Source organism: Alkalihalobacterium sp. TH-98 (assembly GCF_057473385.1).
The window spans coordinates 26,408-42,779 of record NZ_JBYCKM010000023.1; the positions used below are offsets into that span (position 1 = coordinate 26,408).

Annotated in this window: 13 protein-coding genes; 6 read left to right on the forward strand and 7 right to left on the reverse strand. The window is 38.8% G+C overall.

The genetic code is table 11. From position 1 onward, the window contains the following. The first annotated feature begins 475 nt into the window (after positions 1–475). Positions 476–1,654, forward strand: coding sequence for an Alp7A family actin-like protein (locus tag AC2VNP_RS08985; RefSeq protein ID WP_486917004.1), 1,179 nt, complete (start codon positions 476–478; stop codon positions 1,652–1,654). Positions 1,655–1,663: 9 nt separating this feature from the next. Beyond that, positions 1,664–2,290, forward strand: a complete 627-nt coding sequence (locus AC2VNP_RS08990; RefSeq protein ID WP_486917005.1) for a hypothetical protein — start codon at positions 1,664–1,666, stop codon at positions 2,288–2,290. A 64-nt stretch (positions 2,291–2,354) separates the two neighbouring features. On the opposite strand, the gene AC2VNP_RS08995 is transcribed toward AC2VNP_RS08990, so the two are convergent. Then, the gene (locus AC2VNP_RS08995; protein ID WP_486917006.1) at positions 2,355–4,010 is read right to left on the reverse strand and encodes a M20/M25/M40 family metallo-hydrolase; all 1,656 of its coding nucleotides are present in this window, start codon (positions 4,008–4,010) and stop codon (positions 2,355–2,357) included. Between the two features lie 181 nt (positions 4,011–4,191). Beyond that, positions 4,192–4,335 (reverse strand): hypothetical protein, encoded by a 144-nt coding sequence (locus tag AC2VNP_RS09000; protein WP_486917007.1) that lies wholly within the window; start codon positions 4,333–4,335, stop codon positions 4,192–4,194. 664 nt (positions 4,336–4,999) lie between these two features. Between AC2VNP_RS09000 and AC2VNP_RS09005 the strand changes: the two genes are divergently transcribed. The 4 genes from AC2VNP_RS09005 (at position 5,000) to AC2VNP_RS09020 (ending at position 11,005) form a co-directional block, all read left to right on the forward strand. Next, positions 5,000–6,748, forward strand: a complete 1,749-nt coding sequence (locus tag AC2VNP_RS09005; RefSeq protein WP_486917008.1) for an ABC transporter ATP-binding protein — start codon at positions 5,000–5,002, stop codon at positions 6,746–6,748. Next, a complete protein-coding gene (locus tag AC2VNP_RS09010; protein WP_486917009.1) occupies positions 6,749–8,779 on the forward strand; it encodes an ABC transporter ATP-binding protein in 2,031 nt (676 codons plus the stop codon). Positions 8,780–9,149: 370 nt separating this feature from the next. Continuing rightward, positions 9,150–10,793 carry a PhoX family protein gene (locus AC2VNP_RS09015; RefSeq protein ID WP_486917010.1) on the forward strand — a complete coding sequence of 548 codons (1,644 nt, stop codon included), beginning with the start codon at positions 9,150–9,152 and terminating at the stop codon, positions 10,791–10,793. 17 nt (positions 10,794–10,810) lie between these two features. Next, positions 10,811–11,005, forward strand: coding sequence for a twin-arginine translocase TatA/TatE family subunit (locus AC2VNP_RS09020; RefSeq protein WP_486917011.1), 195 nt, complete (start codon positions 10,811–10,813; stop codon positions 11,003–11,005). Between the two features lie 583 nt (positions 11,006–11,588). Here the strand turns inward: AC2VNP_RS09020 and tatC are convergent. From tatC to AC2VNP_RS09045, 5 genes are all read right to left on the reverse strand, one after another. Further along, the gene (tatC, locus tag AC2VNP_RS09025; RefSeq protein ID WP_486917012.1) at positions 11,589–12,326 is read right to left on the reverse strand and encodes a twin-arginine translocase subunit TatC; all 738 of its coding nucleotides are present in this window, start codon (positions 12,324–12,326) and stop codon (positions 11,589–11,591) included. Between the two features lie 75 nt (positions 12,327–12,401). Next, a complete protein-coding gene (locus tag AC2VNP_RS09030; RefSeq protein ID WP_486917013.1) occupies positions 12,402–12,611 on the reverse strand; it encodes a twin-arginine translocase TatA/TatE family subunit in 210 nt (69 codons plus the stop codon). A gap of 49 nt (positions 12,612–12,660) precedes the next feature. Continuing rightward, the gene (locus tag AC2VNP_RS09035) at positions 12,661–14,100 is read right to left on the reverse strand and encodes an alkaline phosphatase PhoX (protein ID WP_486917014.1); all 1,440 of its coding nucleotides are present in this window, start codon (positions 14,098–14,100) and stop codon (positions 12,661–12,663) included. A gap of 518 nt (positions 14,101–14,618) precedes the next feature. Next, positions 14,619–14,792, reverse strand: coding sequence for a twin-arginine translocase TatA/TatE family subunit (locus AC2VNP_RS09040; RefSeq protein ID WP_486917015.1), 174 nt, complete (start codon positions 14,790–14,792; stop codon positions 14,619–14,621). A 52-nt stretch (positions 14,793–14,844) separates the two neighbouring features. Further along, the gene (locus tag AC2VNP_RS09045; protein ID WP_486917016.1) at positions 14,845–16,305 is read right to left on the reverse strand and encodes an alkaline phosphatase PhoX; all 1,461 of its coding nucleotides are present in this window, start codon (positions 16,303–16,305) and stop codon (positions 14,845–14,847) included. Positions 16,306–16,372: the final 67 nt, after the last annotated feature.

Below are 16,372 nucleotides of genomic sequence, written 5' to 3' on the forward strand. Positions count from 1 at the left end.
GAGGTAGATTGTTTTACCCAACCAGTGGGGGAGGGGAGCATAGCGTAGTGTAGCAATATTATAGGTTTGCTATCAGTAGGAAAATTTGTCTAAATAAAATTTTAGTTTATTTTTCAATATAAGTTATGAGATCTGTTATCTAAAGCTGTAGAAAGAAGTAGTCTAGAGTCGAATTATAAGACTAAAAGCAAAAAGAGACTCCTGTTTACAAAAGTGTATACAAGTAAACAGGATGTATACGCGATGTTTACATTAACGTATACTTGAACACAAACACGTACACATCGCTAAACGGCGGTATGTTTACAATTTTGTATGTGTTGTATACGAAATGAGTATATTTGTATACAATAATGTATTCATGTATACAGATGAACGCAACTTATGAATTATTGACCTTTCTAGCAATTGTTTGATACCCTTAAAATAATGTAAGGATAATAGTTTAAATACTTATTTTTGAAAGGGTGATAGGATGAGTGTTTCTCGAATAGCTGCGATTGATGTTGGTAATGATTGTGTAAAGGCGATTTTCGGTAAATATGAATCAGAGTTGTACATACCAAACGTAATTGCTAGAGATACAGAAGATCGACCTGTTATTGGAATTGAAGAATTAAATGAAAAGGACCCGCTAGACGGAATTCATATCCGTATCCACTCCCCTGCTCTAAACGAAAACAATGTTATTTATCGTGTCGGAAATCTAGCAACGAAAAGTGACAATGCAAATGAGCTTGATCCAGGGAGCAGTAAGTCCGAAGAAGATCAAACGTTAGTTATGCTGTTCACTACATTAGCATTAGATGCAGTTGGGCTCGAAACTGCTAAATCTCCCAATAACACTAAGAATGTAATTGATGCTAATTACACTCTAGGAACAGGCTTACCACTTCGAGAAGTAAAAGAAGGTAAAGATGTAGGCTATCGTTCGCAACTATTGGGATCAGTTCATCAAGTTGAATTTCTTGTAACACCAAAGTATCAAGGTTTAAAAGTTAATATTAAGTTTGACGAAGTGAAAGTTTATCCAGAAGGATTTGCTGCTTATATTAATTTAGTTATGGATAAAGATTTAAACATTATTAATAGAGACTTAATTGATAAGCGAATCCTAATACAGGACATCGGTGGGCTATCAACTGACGTCGCTGTTATTAAAAACAGAAACGTTGACGATGATAAAGCACAAGGTTTCAACATTGGTGTTTCTGAGTCATTAGAGGCGATCCGTGAAGAAATTCGTTCGAAGCACGGCGTTGAACTTGATAGTCGCCGTGATGTCGTAGAAATTATTACGAGAAAGAATGATCGTAACCATATTATGGTTAAAGGAAGTCGGACAAGCGTTCACGATATAACGGACCGAATTCTTTTAGAATTAGCAAAGAAACAATACCGTCATCTTCGTAATGTATGGCAAAAGAACTCGCAAACGGAGATCTGCTATTTTGTTGGTGGTGGAGCAATGGTGTTAAAGGAATATATTAAAACACTAAATAACAACCTGGACGGGTACAATATTGAATTCTTTGAAGATGAAAAAGAAAGTATCTGGATGATGGCGAATGCGTATTATAAGCTAGTTTCAGATTTTGTAAGAAAAAATAGTAAGGAAACGAAAGTGGCACAAAAACAAACCGTAGAAAAATAGGGTGATCCGATGAAGAAAAAGGGGACAACGGAAATACAACGAGGACAGGCGATAACGTTTCGCCTTCCTTCGGACACACCTGATCATATTATTAAGCAACTCCAGAAATTAAAAGAAACTGAGCGGAGAAACTTCTCTAGTAAAATCGCTCAGTTTGCTTTGGAAGGTGTCAATCATTCGTTAGTAAAAGAAAGAGAAACACTAACGATTCCGCTACCAAAGCCGTTAAGTAAAGAACAACGAAACTGGTTGAAGCATTCTCACTCCGAAGCATTATTAGGAACGATTGTCTACCAATTACTAAGCGACCCGGTTCGTGCGACTTCAATTTTAGCTGCTCTAAATAGTAATTCACTAGATATTGATGAGGCACTTTATTTACAAGAAGTTGAGAGTGAAGAGCCTATAGTAAAGCAGAAGGTGACAGTTAGTACGGAAAGTCCATTAGAAGACCAAGACCTAGATGATATTGAGGAAGAAGTTGAAGTACTAAAGGATATTGACTTAGATGACGACTTAGAAAACTTCAATTGGAACGAGGCGAAGCAAGAAATTGCTGCTTCTGCTGAAGAACCTGAAGAAGAAGAAGACATCGAAGACCTGCTCGGCGGATTCCTTGCCCAAATGAATAAATAATAAAGAAAGGGTAGCAGGTACCTTTAATGCATTAGTGCATTAAAGGTACCTGCTACCTATTTGTTTACGCTTTTCTTAGTAGGCTTTGGATTACATTGTTCGTTAAGTTCGGGACCACTTCAAGTGAATATTTTAGTTCCATTCGTTCGTACTGCTTATGTGCATCGAAGCCGTATGGCCCTATGTTAATAACGGGTACATTAATATCTCGGATATCTTGATAGTTCACATAGTGTTTTGTCCCCCAGCTTGGATTGTTACTCGAAACAGCCTGAATGCCAGCATCATCATCACTTAAAGCGACAAAGCTCATATCTGATATATAAGGGAAAAAGTTCTTGGTTGCAATCGGATATTCATAATGCGGTTGGATATCTGTAATTGCTTGCTCAAGCGATGCGATTAAGTTTTCTTCTTTTTCATCTTTCCCAGTTACTTCAATTCGAGGTGAATATAAGGAAGAATAGAAAAGAATAATTGCTGGGCTTCGATCATCCATCCATTTCCATGCTTCTTCAACGACCCTTGCAGCATACATCCTTGTATCTAGTTCTTTATCTAATAGAAGTTGTTCTTTAAATTGAGTCATATGGTCAATATAATCAGACCCATTTTCGTCAATGAGCATTTGATTTATTTCTTCATAAGTTAACACTCTAGCTTTCCATGGCATTTCTATATACGGTTGTCCACTTGCTAGACTAAATTGCTTATACTTTTTATTGAATTCAATTAGTGCATTCGTAAACGCAATTTTAGCTTGGTCTTTTAACTTTTCTAACACTTCTTTCGGGGACCAAGAATGAATAAAGAAATTGTAATAGACGTATGCCGATAAGGCTGTTTGAACTGTGTAGGTTGGCTTTAAATCCGTTTGTTTTAAAGAAACAGGCGGTACAGTCGTTTCACCGAACGCCTCATTACATAGGTCGGGGTTATAACTAATTTGCTTAGTTAATTCAGCAGCAATAAAATTGGGATCAATTCCTTCAAAGCATGAACCGACGTGTGTTTCAGCTCCAGTTATAAAAAACGACGGTAGTAATTTACCGACCGTTCCTTTATAAATATAGCGGTTCACATCACCTTCAAAACGGGGAGAGACAAAGTCGGCATTAATCGCTCCTATATAATCAAACCCGTGCTCAGCTTTTAATTGCTTTAATTCTTTTAATGCTGATAATATCCCGTGAGAGCCGTCTTCCTCATCACACTCAATGACCACCAGAAGATTTCCTTCTAGCTCCTCTGGATGCTCAGAATAGTATTTTAATAGATACAGATGACTAGCTACCCCGCTCTTCATGTCAAGGACGCCTCTGCCAAATAAATATTCTCCAGAGTTTAAATGATCTGCGACAGCAGTAGGCAGCTTCTCTTGTTTTAAGGCTTCCATTAGTTCTGTGGGTTGGCATGCCTTTTCTTTTAAATGATTATAGTCGTCAATTCCGACCGTATCCATATGGCCCATTAAAATAACCGTTTTATCACTTTTCTTTTTCGTTCCTTTAACGAACGCTAGTATATTGTAACGCTCTTGCTCATCATCGATGGTTTGTTGCTTAATGATGTGTTTAGGGTTTTCAATAAAATAAGGGAAGGAAGACAATAACATATAAATAGCCCGGCTAATTTCTTTTTCGCCATCTGAATTGACAATGCTTTCTATATTTACAAGTTGATTTGTTAAAAATAACACGTCATCACGACAAGGTAGCATAAGTGAGAACTCCTTTACTTTATTAATGTATTAATATAATTATACAATAATATTATAACGATTATTTCGCTCCTCGAGGTACTTTTTTGCAACATCATGAACAAATAACTATTGGTAAAAATAAAATGGTTAGAAAATCAAAAAAGCAACCGTCTCCTTAAAGCAGACACGGTTGCAATAGTTAGTTTTGATTATGTTTTGTGAATGTCCCCTGTTGTTTTGCTAACAACTCTTTTACCTGATTGTAAGTTAAGCCAGACTGAGCATTGAGCCGTTTCACTTCTTCAATATCGGTACCTGCAATCGTTGTTTTCCGTTTATCCATCATGGACCTCCTCATTTTTTTCGTTAGTTGTAGTGTATACTAAAAAAGCAATATTATTTTGCCGAAAAATAAGAAGTTTTCAAAATCTTGTTGACACAATTATTGGAAAAATATACACTTATAAATGCAAATATACATTGAAAAGGAGGGTTACGAAATGAAGCAGTTCCAATTGACACGAAACACAACTTCAAATGTACATGTGACCCGCCATAAGGACCGAGTGTAAGCTACGTCTATATTTGTGCGTATACTCTAATTCAGCCGTAGGTCACGAACAAAGTGACGTACGTTATTTTTATGTCTTTTTTAGGCACCGTGCGCCCAAGCATGGTGCCTTTTTGTGCTTTAGCACATGCAACACTAAAGTTGTAGAGATGTAATTATGGTTTCATTCCAAGGACGTAGTTTAATTTCGTTCCTTTCTCTGATGGAATAAGCGATATGTTTAATTACACTAAAGCTGAATACGTTACATTGTTAGTGCCGCGGTTTCATATGTTGTGGTTGTTCCGAGCTTTTCATGCTCGTTGCAATAAATAGAAAAGTTGAAGGGAGTTTTTAACATGCTGAAAAAGATGGTTATTCAAATGATTGGGTGGGATTTGATAGATAGCGGCTAACGAACTTTTATGAATTGAGCAACTGAGGAGGAACGTAGATTATGTTTTCAGTCCTGTGGAAATTAGGCTGGTTTTTTAAACAATATTGGAAGCGATATACTGTCGCAATTACATTATTAATTATTGTAAGTTTTTTAGATGTCATTCCACCTAAACTTATAGGGATGGCGATTGATGATATACACTTCGGACAAATGACAACCGAGCGCCTTGTTGAACTACTCGTATTTTACGGTGGACTCATCGTTGTCAGTTACATCATTACGTATGTATGGATGTACCAATTATTTGGTGGCGCATATTTAATTGAACGAATTATGAGAACACGCTTTATGGCTCATCTTCTAAAAATGACGCCTACGTTTTATGAGAAAAACCGTACCGGTGACTTAATGGCGAGATCTACTAATGACTTAAAAGCAATTTCAATGACGGCAGGATTTGGAATTTTGACCTTAGTCGATTCGACGATCTTCATGATCATTATTATCGGAGTCATGGGCTTTACGATCAGCTGGCAGCTGACACTTGCTGCATTGTTGCCGTTGCCGTTTATGGCCCTTGCGATCAACTATTTCGGAAAGCTTATTCACCAACGTTTTACGATTGCACAAGACTCATTTGGGAAGTTGAATGATAATGTCCTAGAATCGGTTTCAGGTGTTCGAGTCATTCGTGCTTATGTTCAAGAAAAAGCAGATGAAAAGCGTTTTAACGAAATGACAGAAGATGTGTACAACAAAAATATTGCTGTAGCAAAAGTCGATGCTTTATTTGAACCGACTGTAAAAATTCTTGTCGGTTTTAGTTACGTCATTGGACTAGGATACGGAGCGTATCTAGTTTTTCATCAGACGATAACACTCGGGGAGTTAATTTCCTTTAATGTGTATTTAGGAATGTTAATTTGGCCGATGTTTGCTGTAGGTGAACTAATTAATGTCCTGCAAAGAGGAAATGCCTCATTAGACCGAGTAAATGAAACGCTTGGTTATCCAGCTGATGTTCAAGATGATGCTGAACCGACAGATCTTAAGGTACCTGGTACCATATCCCTCTCTCAGTACTCATTTCGTTACCCGTCTTCAACGACAGATAACTTGAAGGAAATTTCATTATTTGTTGATAGAGGCGAGACAATAGGAGTTGTCGGAAAAACAGGAAGCGGGAAGACGACGTTACTGAAGCAGCTTCTGCGAGAGTATCCGATTGGCAAAGGTGATCTGCATATTGATAATGTACCACTGCAAAAAGTGCCGATTGATACAGTACACTCTTGGGTCGGATATGTACCGCAAGAACAAATTCTTTTTTCACGTACGATCCGTGAAAATCTTCAGTTTGGCAAGGCAGAAGTTAGCGTAACAGAGATTGATGCAGCACTGGAACTAGCAGCATTTGAAAAAGACTTAATGGCCCTGCCAAAGGGACTCGATACGTTAGTCGGAGAAAAAGGAGTAGCTCTTTCAGGTGGACAAAAACAACGAATTTCGATAGCAAGAGCGTTAATTAAAAATCCGGAAATCCTGATCTTGGACGATGCGATGTCAGCGGTAGATGGAAAAACTGAGGCAAAAATTATCGAAAATATTCGCCGTGAGCGTGCAGGAAAGACAACATTTATAACGGCGCATCGCCTTTCGGCCGTACAGCATGCCGATTGGATTGTTGTTATGGACGAGGGACAAATTGTGGAAGAAGGCACACACGATCAGCTCCTGCAACAAAATGGTTGGTATAAAGAACAATATGATCGCCAACAAGCTGATTCATACGGTGAGGTGAGTTAAATGAAACAACAAACAACAGGAAAGCGCCTTTTTCAATATGCAATGCTTTATAAAAAGACAATTTTTATCGCACTAGTCATGCTGACGATTGCTGTTGCAGCGGAATTAACAGGTCCGTTTATTGCTAAGAAAATGATAGATGACCATATGCTAGGAATTGAAAGTCCATGGGTCGAGGTTACGGAGGAAAGCGATCAAACGGTCTGGTATAACGATGGATTTTATACGCGCAGCATCCATGCAGCACCAGAACAGCAGACAGGTAACGAAATACAAATTGTTCAAGCTGGACGTTCTTTTTACGTCGTTTCAGAGCATTTGCCTTTCAATGGAAATCGAACAGTCGAAGGCAGTACCCTAACCGTAACGCAAGGAACAGAGACAGCGAGCTTTGAAGTTGAAAAACTGAGCCAACAACAGATATTTGCCTTTTATCAACCTGAAATAAAGCCGATGGTGATGCTCTTAGCTTTTTATGTGGTTCTGCTCATTATTGCAGCGTTTTTCCAATACGGTAAGGCGTTAATGCTTCAAACAGCAGCGAACCGAATCATTCAAAAGATGCGTACAGACGTGTTCGAGCATATTCAGCGCCTGCCGATTACGTACTTTGATAATCGACCAGCAGGGAAAATTGTTTCACGTGTAACAAATGATACAGAAGCGATACGAGAGCTTTATGTGAAAGTGTTAGCTACATTTTTTACAAGTGCAATTTATATGACAGGGATATTTATTGCGTTATTCTTACTTGATTCGAGATTAGCTATGATTACGTTGCTTCTCGTACCAGTTATTGTCCTTTGGATGATCTTGTACCGAAAGTTCGCTTCAAAGTATAATCACCTGATTAGATCAAGAGTAAGTGACATTAACGGAATGATTAACGAATCGATTCAAGGGATGCCAATCATTCGTGCCTTTCGCCGAAAAGAACAAACGGCCAAAGAATTTGAGAAGTTAAATGAGGAGCATTTTACGTATCAAAACAAGCTCCTAAGCTTAAATGCAATGACTTCGCATAACTTAGTGTTTGTGCTTCGAAATATCGCCTTTGTTGTTTTGATTTGGTACTTTGGCGGGCAGTCGATTGGAATGGCAGGAGTCATCTCGATTGGTATGTTGTATGCCTTCGTTGACTATTTAAACCGCTTGTTTCAACCGGTTACTGACATTGTTAATCAGCTGGCCCAATTAGAACAAGCACGGGTTGCGTCTGTACGAGTATTTGAACTTCTTGATGAAAAGGGAGAAGTCGTGAATGAAGGCGAAATTCCGCGTTATGAAGGAAATGTATGTTTTGAAAATGTATCGTTCTCCTATGACGGAGAACATGATGTTCTAAAAAACATTTCGTTTTCAGCCAATAAAGGAGAGACCGTTGCGTTAGTTGGGCATACGGGATCAGGGAAAAGCTCGATTATTAATCTCCTGTTTAGGTACTATGATATCAATCGAGGCAAAATTACGATTGACGGCATGAATGCAAACGATATTCCAAGACAGCAACTGCGAAAGCACATGGGAATTGTTCTGCAAGATCCATTCTTATTTTCAGGAACGATTGCTTCGAACGTGAGCTTAGAGGATCCTAAAATTTCTAATGAACAAGTGGAAAAAGCTTTACAAGACGTTGGTGCAACCAGGTTTATTGAAAAACTACCACAGCAATACGACGAACCCGTATTAGAAAAAGGAAGTACTCTATCAGCTGGTCAACGTCAATTGATCTCATTTGCAAGGGCATTAGCTTATGACCCGGCGATCTTAATCTTAGACGAGGCAACGGCAAATATCGATACGGAAACAGAAGCGATGATCCAACATGCGTTGAATGTCGTAAAAAAAGGAAGAACAACTTTTATTATTGCACACAGGTTATCAACGATCCGAAATGCAGATCAAATTCTCGTATTAGACCGAGGTGAAATCGTCGAGCGAGGAACACACGATGAGCTATTGCAACGAAAAGGCAAGTATTATCAAATGCATCAACTGCAACAGGGTAAAAAGGTATCCCAGGCAGTATAAGAATAGAGCCAAACTTCTTCGGAGGTTTGGTTCTTTTTATTAAAATCTAAGCTTTAGATGAAAGGACAGGAGATTACGATTGAAGTTTGCACTTTAACATTCAATACCCGATGGTAAACCGCATTAATTTCTATCAAAATTATGATTGAACATTAGGAACTACGTAAAAGGATGTCTTTTTACTCAAAACTAGTAAAGATATACATAGCAAATGGAAATAAGGAAAAAGGACACAGTACTAATATTCCGCAAATTTACAATCCTTACATTCTCTCAACAAATTACTTACACAGTAACCAAATTTTCTTAACACTGTTTATATATTATTGAGTTCGTTGGAACATAAACTTTAATGAAGAGGTGTAGAAAAATGGATGTAAGTCGTAGAAAATTTTTAACCTATGTAGGTACGGGGATGACGGCATTAACAGTTGCTTCTACAGGTTTAGGAGCACTAGCACCGAAGGTATCGGCTGCAGATAAAGGAAGAAGTAGTTTATTCGGATATGAAAATCGTGCATCAAGAATTGACTTTAAACCCATTGCGCCGACAGCAATGGACGAGCTTGTTCTTCCAGAAGGATATACATACAATGTCATTGCAGCATATGGAGATGTCATTAACCAAAAGGGAGATACATTCGGGTTTAACTGTGACTTTACAATGTATTTACCAATCCAAGGTAGTCAACGAGGCCTTCTTCTTGTAAACCACGAATATACAAATCCGTTGTTTGTAGAGGGGGACGTCTCAAAAGGCTATTCTCCAAAGCAGATTGAATCATTGTTATACAATCAAGGATTAGCAATTATTGAAGTGTATCAAGACCCTAAAACGAAAGAGTGGAAGATGGATACTACATCTAAATATGCTCGCCGAATTTCTGGACTAGCTCCATTTGAAATGGTAGGACCGGCAAGAGGGACTGCCGCCGTAAATGGGGCAACGATAGTGCAAGGAACATTTGCTAACTGTTCAGGTGGAGCAACGCTTTGGGGCACCGTTTTATCATGTGAAGAAAATTGGGAAAGAACTGCTGACACCGCAGGACTTGATACGACACACTATGGCTGGGTTGTTGAAGTTGATCCATTTGATAAAGATGATAAGTACTTCAAGCCTCGCAAACATACTGCATTAGGACGTTTCCATCATGAAAACTGCGCAATGGGTCTATCAAAGGATCGTCGTGTAGTCGTCTACTCTGGTGATGATAAGAGAGATGCTTGCGTCTATAAATATATTAGTAAAGGTAAATATAACGAAGCTAAAGGAAAAGAAAATTCTAAACTACTTGAGGATGGCACACTCTACGCAGCTGATATGGCGGCTGGACAATGGGTGGCTTTAACGATTGAAAATGTTCGTGAAGCAGCTAAGGGAAAAGATAACGAGAGTGCGTTATTAAACAAGTTCCAAACTCAAGCAGATGTGCTTGTACATGCACATGATGCCGCGATCTTACTTGGGGCAACTCCAACAGATCGACCAGAAGATATTGAAATTAGTCCGATAGATAACACAATCTTTATCGCGCATACAAACAACTCGAATAGAGGGAACTTCCATGGTCACATTACACGTTTCTTTGAGAAAAATGGTGACCTCGGTTCACTTGAATTCTCTTTTGAAATCTTTGCTGTTGGTGGAACGCAAAGCGGCTTTAGTGCTCCAGATAACCTAGACTTCGACCGTCATGGGAACCTCTGGACAGTAACTGACATTTCAACAAGTTCGTTAAACAAAGGGGCCTATGAGCCCTTCAAAAATAACGGAATGTTTGTTATCCCTACGACTGGGGACAAGAAGGGACAAGCTTTCCAATTTGCTTCTGGTCCAGTTGAATCGGAATTGACAGGGCCTTGGTGGACGCCTAACCAGAAAACATTATTCTTATCTGTTCAACACCCAGGTGAACAAACAAGAGATATCAAAAAACCTACAAGTATGTGGCCACACCGTCCGGGGGATACAATGCCTAGACCTGCAGTTGTTGCAATTAAAGGATTTTAAGAAAGGAGTGATATGATATGTTACAGAACATTGGAATACCAGGTCTTATTTTAGTACTAGTCATTGCTTTAATTATTTTTGGCCCATCAAAACTCCCTGAGATTGGACGAGCTTTTGGACAAACTTTACGTGAATTCAAGCGTTCTACTAGTGAAATTATGAGTGATGAACCAAGTAAAATAGAAGAACCGAAAAAAGAAAAAGCTGTATAAAAAAGTTGTAAAGATGTCGGTAAGTTGATCTTATCGACATCTTTTTACTTTGCTTCTATGGTAGAGCAAAAATAAAGTGAGAGAATACCCTAGTATTGCTGGATTATTATTGGTCTATGTATCTAATGTAAAGGTCGCGAACACACACTCAACGTAAAGCGCTACGACTATGTTTCAATAGAGTAAAAGGAATATAGTGAACGGTTTTAGAGGCTAGTAATAAAACGAAGGATGTAGCAGGAGAGGGACATTGTTGTTAGGAAAAGCTAGGATGATCTAAACTACGTGGAACCTGCTCGATTAGTTAAAATATGTCGGGGAACACGATAACACGTAAAAAAAGCCTTAAATTCTCATCTAAGGCTTTTTCTTTATTACTTATCAAGGGGTTTTTGTTGCTTTTGAAAAGAGGTCAAACTATCTAATTTGTAATTTGCATTCAGATGACAAAATTGACACTTACAGGTTTTTTTCTTTTCCTCATTCTTTTGGTCTATTTTATACACGTGTGGGACATCTAGAACATCTAAGCCTTCTTTTACGTGTCTAGGACAAACCGATACCATTGTAATACTCCTCCTCTTTAACTTGAAGCCGCTTCAGCTTCGGTAGAAATACTTTTACTTTTTCGATAGACAAATTTACTCAAAGTAATACTAATCTCATACAGAACTAGTAAAGGAATAATTACTAAGACATCTGATATAAAATCAGGTGGTGTTATTAAGACAGAGACAACAATGAGAATGAAATAAGCAAACTTTCTTCCTTTAACAAGCTTTTGTGGGTTAACGATTCCTAACTTAGTAAGGAACATAACAACAGCAGGCATTTCAAATAAAAAACCGAATGGTAAGGTTAAATGGAGCATGAATTGAAAGTACCGTTCTGCTGTAAAAAACGTTTCAAATTGATCACCCGCAATATTTAATAGGAAGGAAAGGACGAGTGGGAAGAGAACAAAGTACCCAAACGAAATTCCGCCAATAAATAAGAAAAATAATCCTGGAATAAACATGAGAGTCGCTCGTTGTTCTTCCTTTTTCAGGGCTGGTTTGATAAACTTCCATACTTGATAGGCTGCAACTGGTATGGTCACAGCAATGGCAACAACAGCCGCTAGCATCATATAAACCCATAGGATGTCACCAGGACCTAATAAAGCTAATTTTCCGTCTAAATCTTTGACGAGATACTGATAGATGTCTTGTACAAAGACAAAAGCACCAATGAGTGCCATGAAAAAAATAATAAATGTTACAATAATTCTTTTTCTTAACTCGGTTAAATGATCAACGAGCTGCATTTCTTCTTTTTCCATCTAGAGCCCTTCTTTCTCGAGAAAAGGTGTAGGTAGATAAAACTTACCTGCACCACCCTATGTTTACGTTTTGCTTTACTTTTTTTGTTCAACAGCTTGAAGTCTAGTTTTTTCTTCAGGTTTGGCTTCATGTTCATCATTGACTAGTTCATTTGTGGCTTTCTTAAATTCCTTAAGAGTACTTCCAAACGCTTTTCCGATCTCAGGTAACTTAGAAGGCCCAAAAATAATAAGGGCAATGACTAAAACAAGAATTAAACCTGGTATCCCAATATTGGCTAACATATAAAAACAACCTCCATTTATTTAAAGTATTTAAGATGTAATGATTGATTTAGATAGTTACACCGTGGCGATCTAATACTGCAGCTGCTAATGGAGATATTCCATTTTGTTCAGCAAACTCGGCTACGTTGTTTGAGATCTTTGGCGCATAATGAGCAGGAGGTGCAGCATGCCCCATCACAACCTGTCTAGCAGCGTTCCTGCGAGCAAAAGGGCCCCATATGGCCAATGTCATACCTGGTTCTTGAATGTTAACGAAAAATGTTTTTCCATCAGGCGAAAAGCATGGTCCTGCAAATTCAGAATCGTTCCATCGATTATAAGCAAAAGGATACACATTTCCTTCAGGTGTTAAGCCAATCACACGGTCGTGACCGCTTCCATCTTCAGCAATCCAAAGGTCTCCCCATGGAGTGATAGTTATATTATCGGGAGATTTCAAGTCGTTAGCGTCAGACGACTCATAGAATAGCTCTAACGTATTTGTCGACGGGAGGTAACGATAAACCCGGCGTGCAGTTGTATCGTCAAACCAGAAAACACCTGCTGAGAAACAAGCGCCTTCGAGTCGTCTAAACTGAATACAGCCTTGTTTTAGGGCAGATTGATGAGCATCTTCTGGATTTACTTCTTTCCAGACGACGCCGAACTTTTGACCATTAATAAATTGACTTGCAGTTGAGTGAGGTAGTTCATCAATAGCTGCGGCTTCGAGCTTTCCACCTTTCTGTAACGATCCCAATTTCTGGCTTCTGTCATTTGGAGTGAAGCGGTAAAGGAAGCTAATAGGTCGAGCATCTTCTGTTAAATACCAAATGCCAGTAGCAGGGTCGACACTGCAAGCTTCGTGTGAAAAGAAGCCCATATCTCTAATCGGTGTTTTAGACATTTGGTTTTCTGGATCATTTGGGTCTACTTCGTATACAAAACCATGCTCCATCGCACCATCGTTGTATGCTACTTCCTCACAGGTTAACCAAGTTCCCCATGTAGAAGCACCACCTGCACAGTTAACTGCAGTTCCAGAATTCGTTACATACTCCTTAACAACTTCTCGATCAGGTCCTACAACAAGAGCAGTTGTTCCACCAGCTACCATACTATTAAATGGGTTACTACCGTAAACGGGGTACTTAGCATCTAATGCTTGCTCATGGTTTCGAACTAGAACAGTTGTATTGTGCTTTCCTTGGAATGCTGCCATTCCATCCATCGCACCAGGAATAGGGGCGCCATTGGAGAGTTTATCTCCTGTTTGAGAGATGATCTTATATTGAAACCCTTCTGGGAGGTCGAGAATCCCGTTTGGGTCTTTTACTAATGGACCGTATCCACCAAACCCACTCGTAGGGTTATTGGCACGTCCCTGGGGGATCGTTTTAGCTTGTCCACTAAGAGGAAATAATTCTGTTGTCCCTAAAGTTAAGGCAATTGTACTTATTCCACTTACTCGTAGAAAATCACGTCTATTCATTTGTTTATTGTCCATCTATGTACCTCCCTTGTTTTAAAAGCCTGATATGTTAAGTAACTCTATTAAAAATTTAGCAGAGAAGTGTTAATGGTTTATGTATAGTTTGTGTTTAATATGTAAAAATAAGCATTTAATACCAAAGTGCTATTTTTTGTGTAATAGTAAAACTATTAGAATGACTTGTGTTCTAATAGAAAGTTTCTTAATTAAAATGCACAGCGTTTGCAAGAGAAAAAGAATTTTTGTTCGGGTCTTTTGTATGATGATTGTAGAAAAAAAGGTATGTAGGTTCTAAATTTTTTGTTAATTTTCATGAATTATTTGTAAATATGAAATAAAGTAAGAGCTACTGTTTTAGTAGATTAAATACGAGTGCGGTTGGTTGCTCTAGCTAATGCGGGTTGTTTCTACAAAAAAGAGAAAGAAAGATGTAAGTGATAGCTAATACCTGCTTACATCTTTCCACCTGCAATTTTAACTTCCTGTTTTACTACTATTCGTTTGTTCTAAAGCTTGAAGAGTTGTTTTTTCTTCTATGTTACTTTTTTCATTCTATCACTATTGACTAATTCATTCGTTGCTTTCTTAAACTCTTTTAAAGTACTTCCAAATGCTTTTCCGATTTCAGGTAGTTTGGAAGGCCCAAAAATAATTAATGCAATGACAAGGACAAGGATAAGTCCTGGAATACCAATGTTTGATAACATGGGAAAACCTCCTCATTAAAATCTAACGGGCTTATTAGGCATGGAGTTAGAATTATAAAGTGACCCCATGGCGATCTAATACAGCTGCAGCTAAAGGAGACATGCCTTCTCTTTCTGCATAGGCTAGTACTTTATCAGAAAGCTGTGGAGCAAAACCTGCTGGAGGAGCTGCATGGCTCATCGCAAATTGGTTAGCGTTATTTCTTCTAGCAAATGGCCCCCAAATTGCAAGGGTCATACCAGGCTTATTTTGAATATTGACAAACATTGTTCGGCCATCAGGAGAGAAACAAACACCGGCAAATTCATCGATGAAATTTTGAGCAAACGTATAAACATTAGCTTCAGGTGTTAAACCGATAATACGATCTCCAAGCGGGTTACCATCTTCAGCAATCCAAAGATCTCCCCAAGGTGTGATCGTTACATTATCTGGACGACGCAAATCATTCATATCATTGGATTCAAAGAATAGCTCTAACGTATTTGTAGCTGGGAAGTAACGGTAGACACGGCCATGACGAGCTGGTGCAGTTTCTGAACGTGCACTAGTATCATCAAACCAGAATGCCCCGCCTCCAAACCAAGAACCTTCAAGTCGTGTAAAACGAATGCAACCGAGATCTCTCGCATCTTCTTTTGCACGTTCTGGATTTACTTGTTTCCATACAATACCTACTTTTTGTCCAGGTGCAAATGTACTTGCCATATTACCAGGAAGCTCATCAAGTGCAGCTGCTTCAAGAATTCCGCCCTTTTGAAGTGACCCTAATTTCTGGCTGCGATCATGAGGGGTAAATCGATAGAAGAATGAAGGCTCACTATCCTCTGTTAAATACCAAATGCCAGTAGCCGGGTCGACACTACATGCCTCATGAGAGAAATAACCCATATCACGAATTGGTGTTTTAGACATTTCATTTTCAGGATCAAGAGGGTTGACTTCAAATACAAACCCATGCCCGAGGTTACGTGTTTCTTCACACGTTAACCATGTCCCCCAAGTCGATGCACCACCAGCACAGTTACGAATGTTCCCTGAGTTGGTTACGTACTCATCAATGACTTCACGATTTGGGCCAACGACAAGTGCAGTCGTTCCACCAGCTGCACCTTTGCTCCAAGGGTTTTTACCGTTTACAGGGTATTGGTGGTTTGTACCACACTCATGGTTACGAACAAGGATAGTAGTGTTCTTTTTTGGACCTTGATAAGCAGCCATTCCATCAGGTAAACCAGGAACTAAATCACCACTTGGATTTACCATGGCTGTTCCAGTTGTAGATATGATTTTGTAATTAAATCCTTCTGGCAGGTCAATAATTCCATTCGGGTCTTTTACTAGAGGGCCGTATCCACCCCAGCCTCTGCCTTTTGTTAGGTCTGCTGTTGATGCTAAGGCCTTTGTTTGATCTGCCAAAGACATTACACCCGTAGTTCCTAACGTTAATGCAAGCGTACTCATTCCTCCAACTTTTAAAAAGTCTCTCCTGTTCATACCATTGTTTACCATTAATATGCCTCCCTAATAATTTTTAGGATGCAAAACATAGAAGTTGTTCTATAAAAAATCTAGCAAA

Excerpts from the sequence above, each read along its gene's own strand:
- AC2VNP_RS08995 (WP_486917006.1), bottom strand. The coding sequence starts at position 4,010 with ATGCTACCTTGTCGTGATGACGTGTTATTTTTAACAAATCAACTTGTA.
- AC2VNP_RS08990 (WP_486917005.1), top strand. The coding sequence starts at position 1,664 with ATGAAGAAAAAGGGGACAACGGAAATACAACGAGGACAGGCGATAACG.
- AC2VNP_RS09035 (WP_486917014.1), bottom strand. The coding sequence starts at position 14,100 with ATGGACAATAAACAAATGAATAGACGTGATTTTCTACGAGTAAGTGGA.
- tatC (WP_486917012.1), bottom strand. The coding sequence starts at position 12,326 with ATGGAAAAAGAAGAAATGCAGCTCGTTGATCATTTAACCGAGTTAAGA.
- AC2VNP_RS09010 (WP_486917009.1), top strand. The coding sequence starts at position 6,749 with ATGAAACAACAAACAACAGGAAAGCGCCTTTTTCAATATGCAATGCTT.
- AC2VNP_RS09020 (WP_486917011.1), top strand. The coding sequence starts at position 10,811 with ATGTTACAGAACATTGGAATACCAGGTCTTATTTTAGTACTAGTCATT.
- AC2VNP_RS09005 (WP_486917008.1), top strand. The coding sequence starts at position 5,000 with ATGTTTTCAGTCCTGTGGAAATTAGGCTGGTTTTTTAAACAATATTGG.
- AC2VNP_RS08985 (WP_486917004.1), top strand. The coding sequence starts at position 476 with ATGAGTGTTTCTCGAATAGCTGCGATTGATGTTGGTAATGATTGTGTA.
- AC2VNP_RS09045 (WP_486917016.1), bottom strand. The coding sequence starts at position 16,305 with ATGGTAAACAATGGTATGAACAGGAGAGACTTTTTAAAAGTTGGAGGA.
- AC2VNP_RS09000 (WP_486917007.1), bottom strand. The coding sequence starts at position 4,335 with ATGGATAAACGGAAAACAACGATTGCAGGTACCGATATTGAAGAAGTG.
- AC2VNP_RS09015 (WP_486917010.1), top strand. The coding sequence starts at position 9,150 with ATGGATGTAAGTCGTAGAAAATTTTTAACCTATGTAGGTACGGGGATG.
- AC2VNP_RS09040 (WP_486917015.1), bottom strand. The coding sequence starts at position 14,792 with ATGTTATCAAACATTGGTATTCCAGGACTTATCCTTGTCCTTGTCATT.
- AC2VNP_RS09030 (WP_486917013.1), bottom strand. The coding sequence starts at position 12,611 with ATGTTAGCCAATATTGGGATACCAGGTTTAATTCTTGTTTTAGTCATT.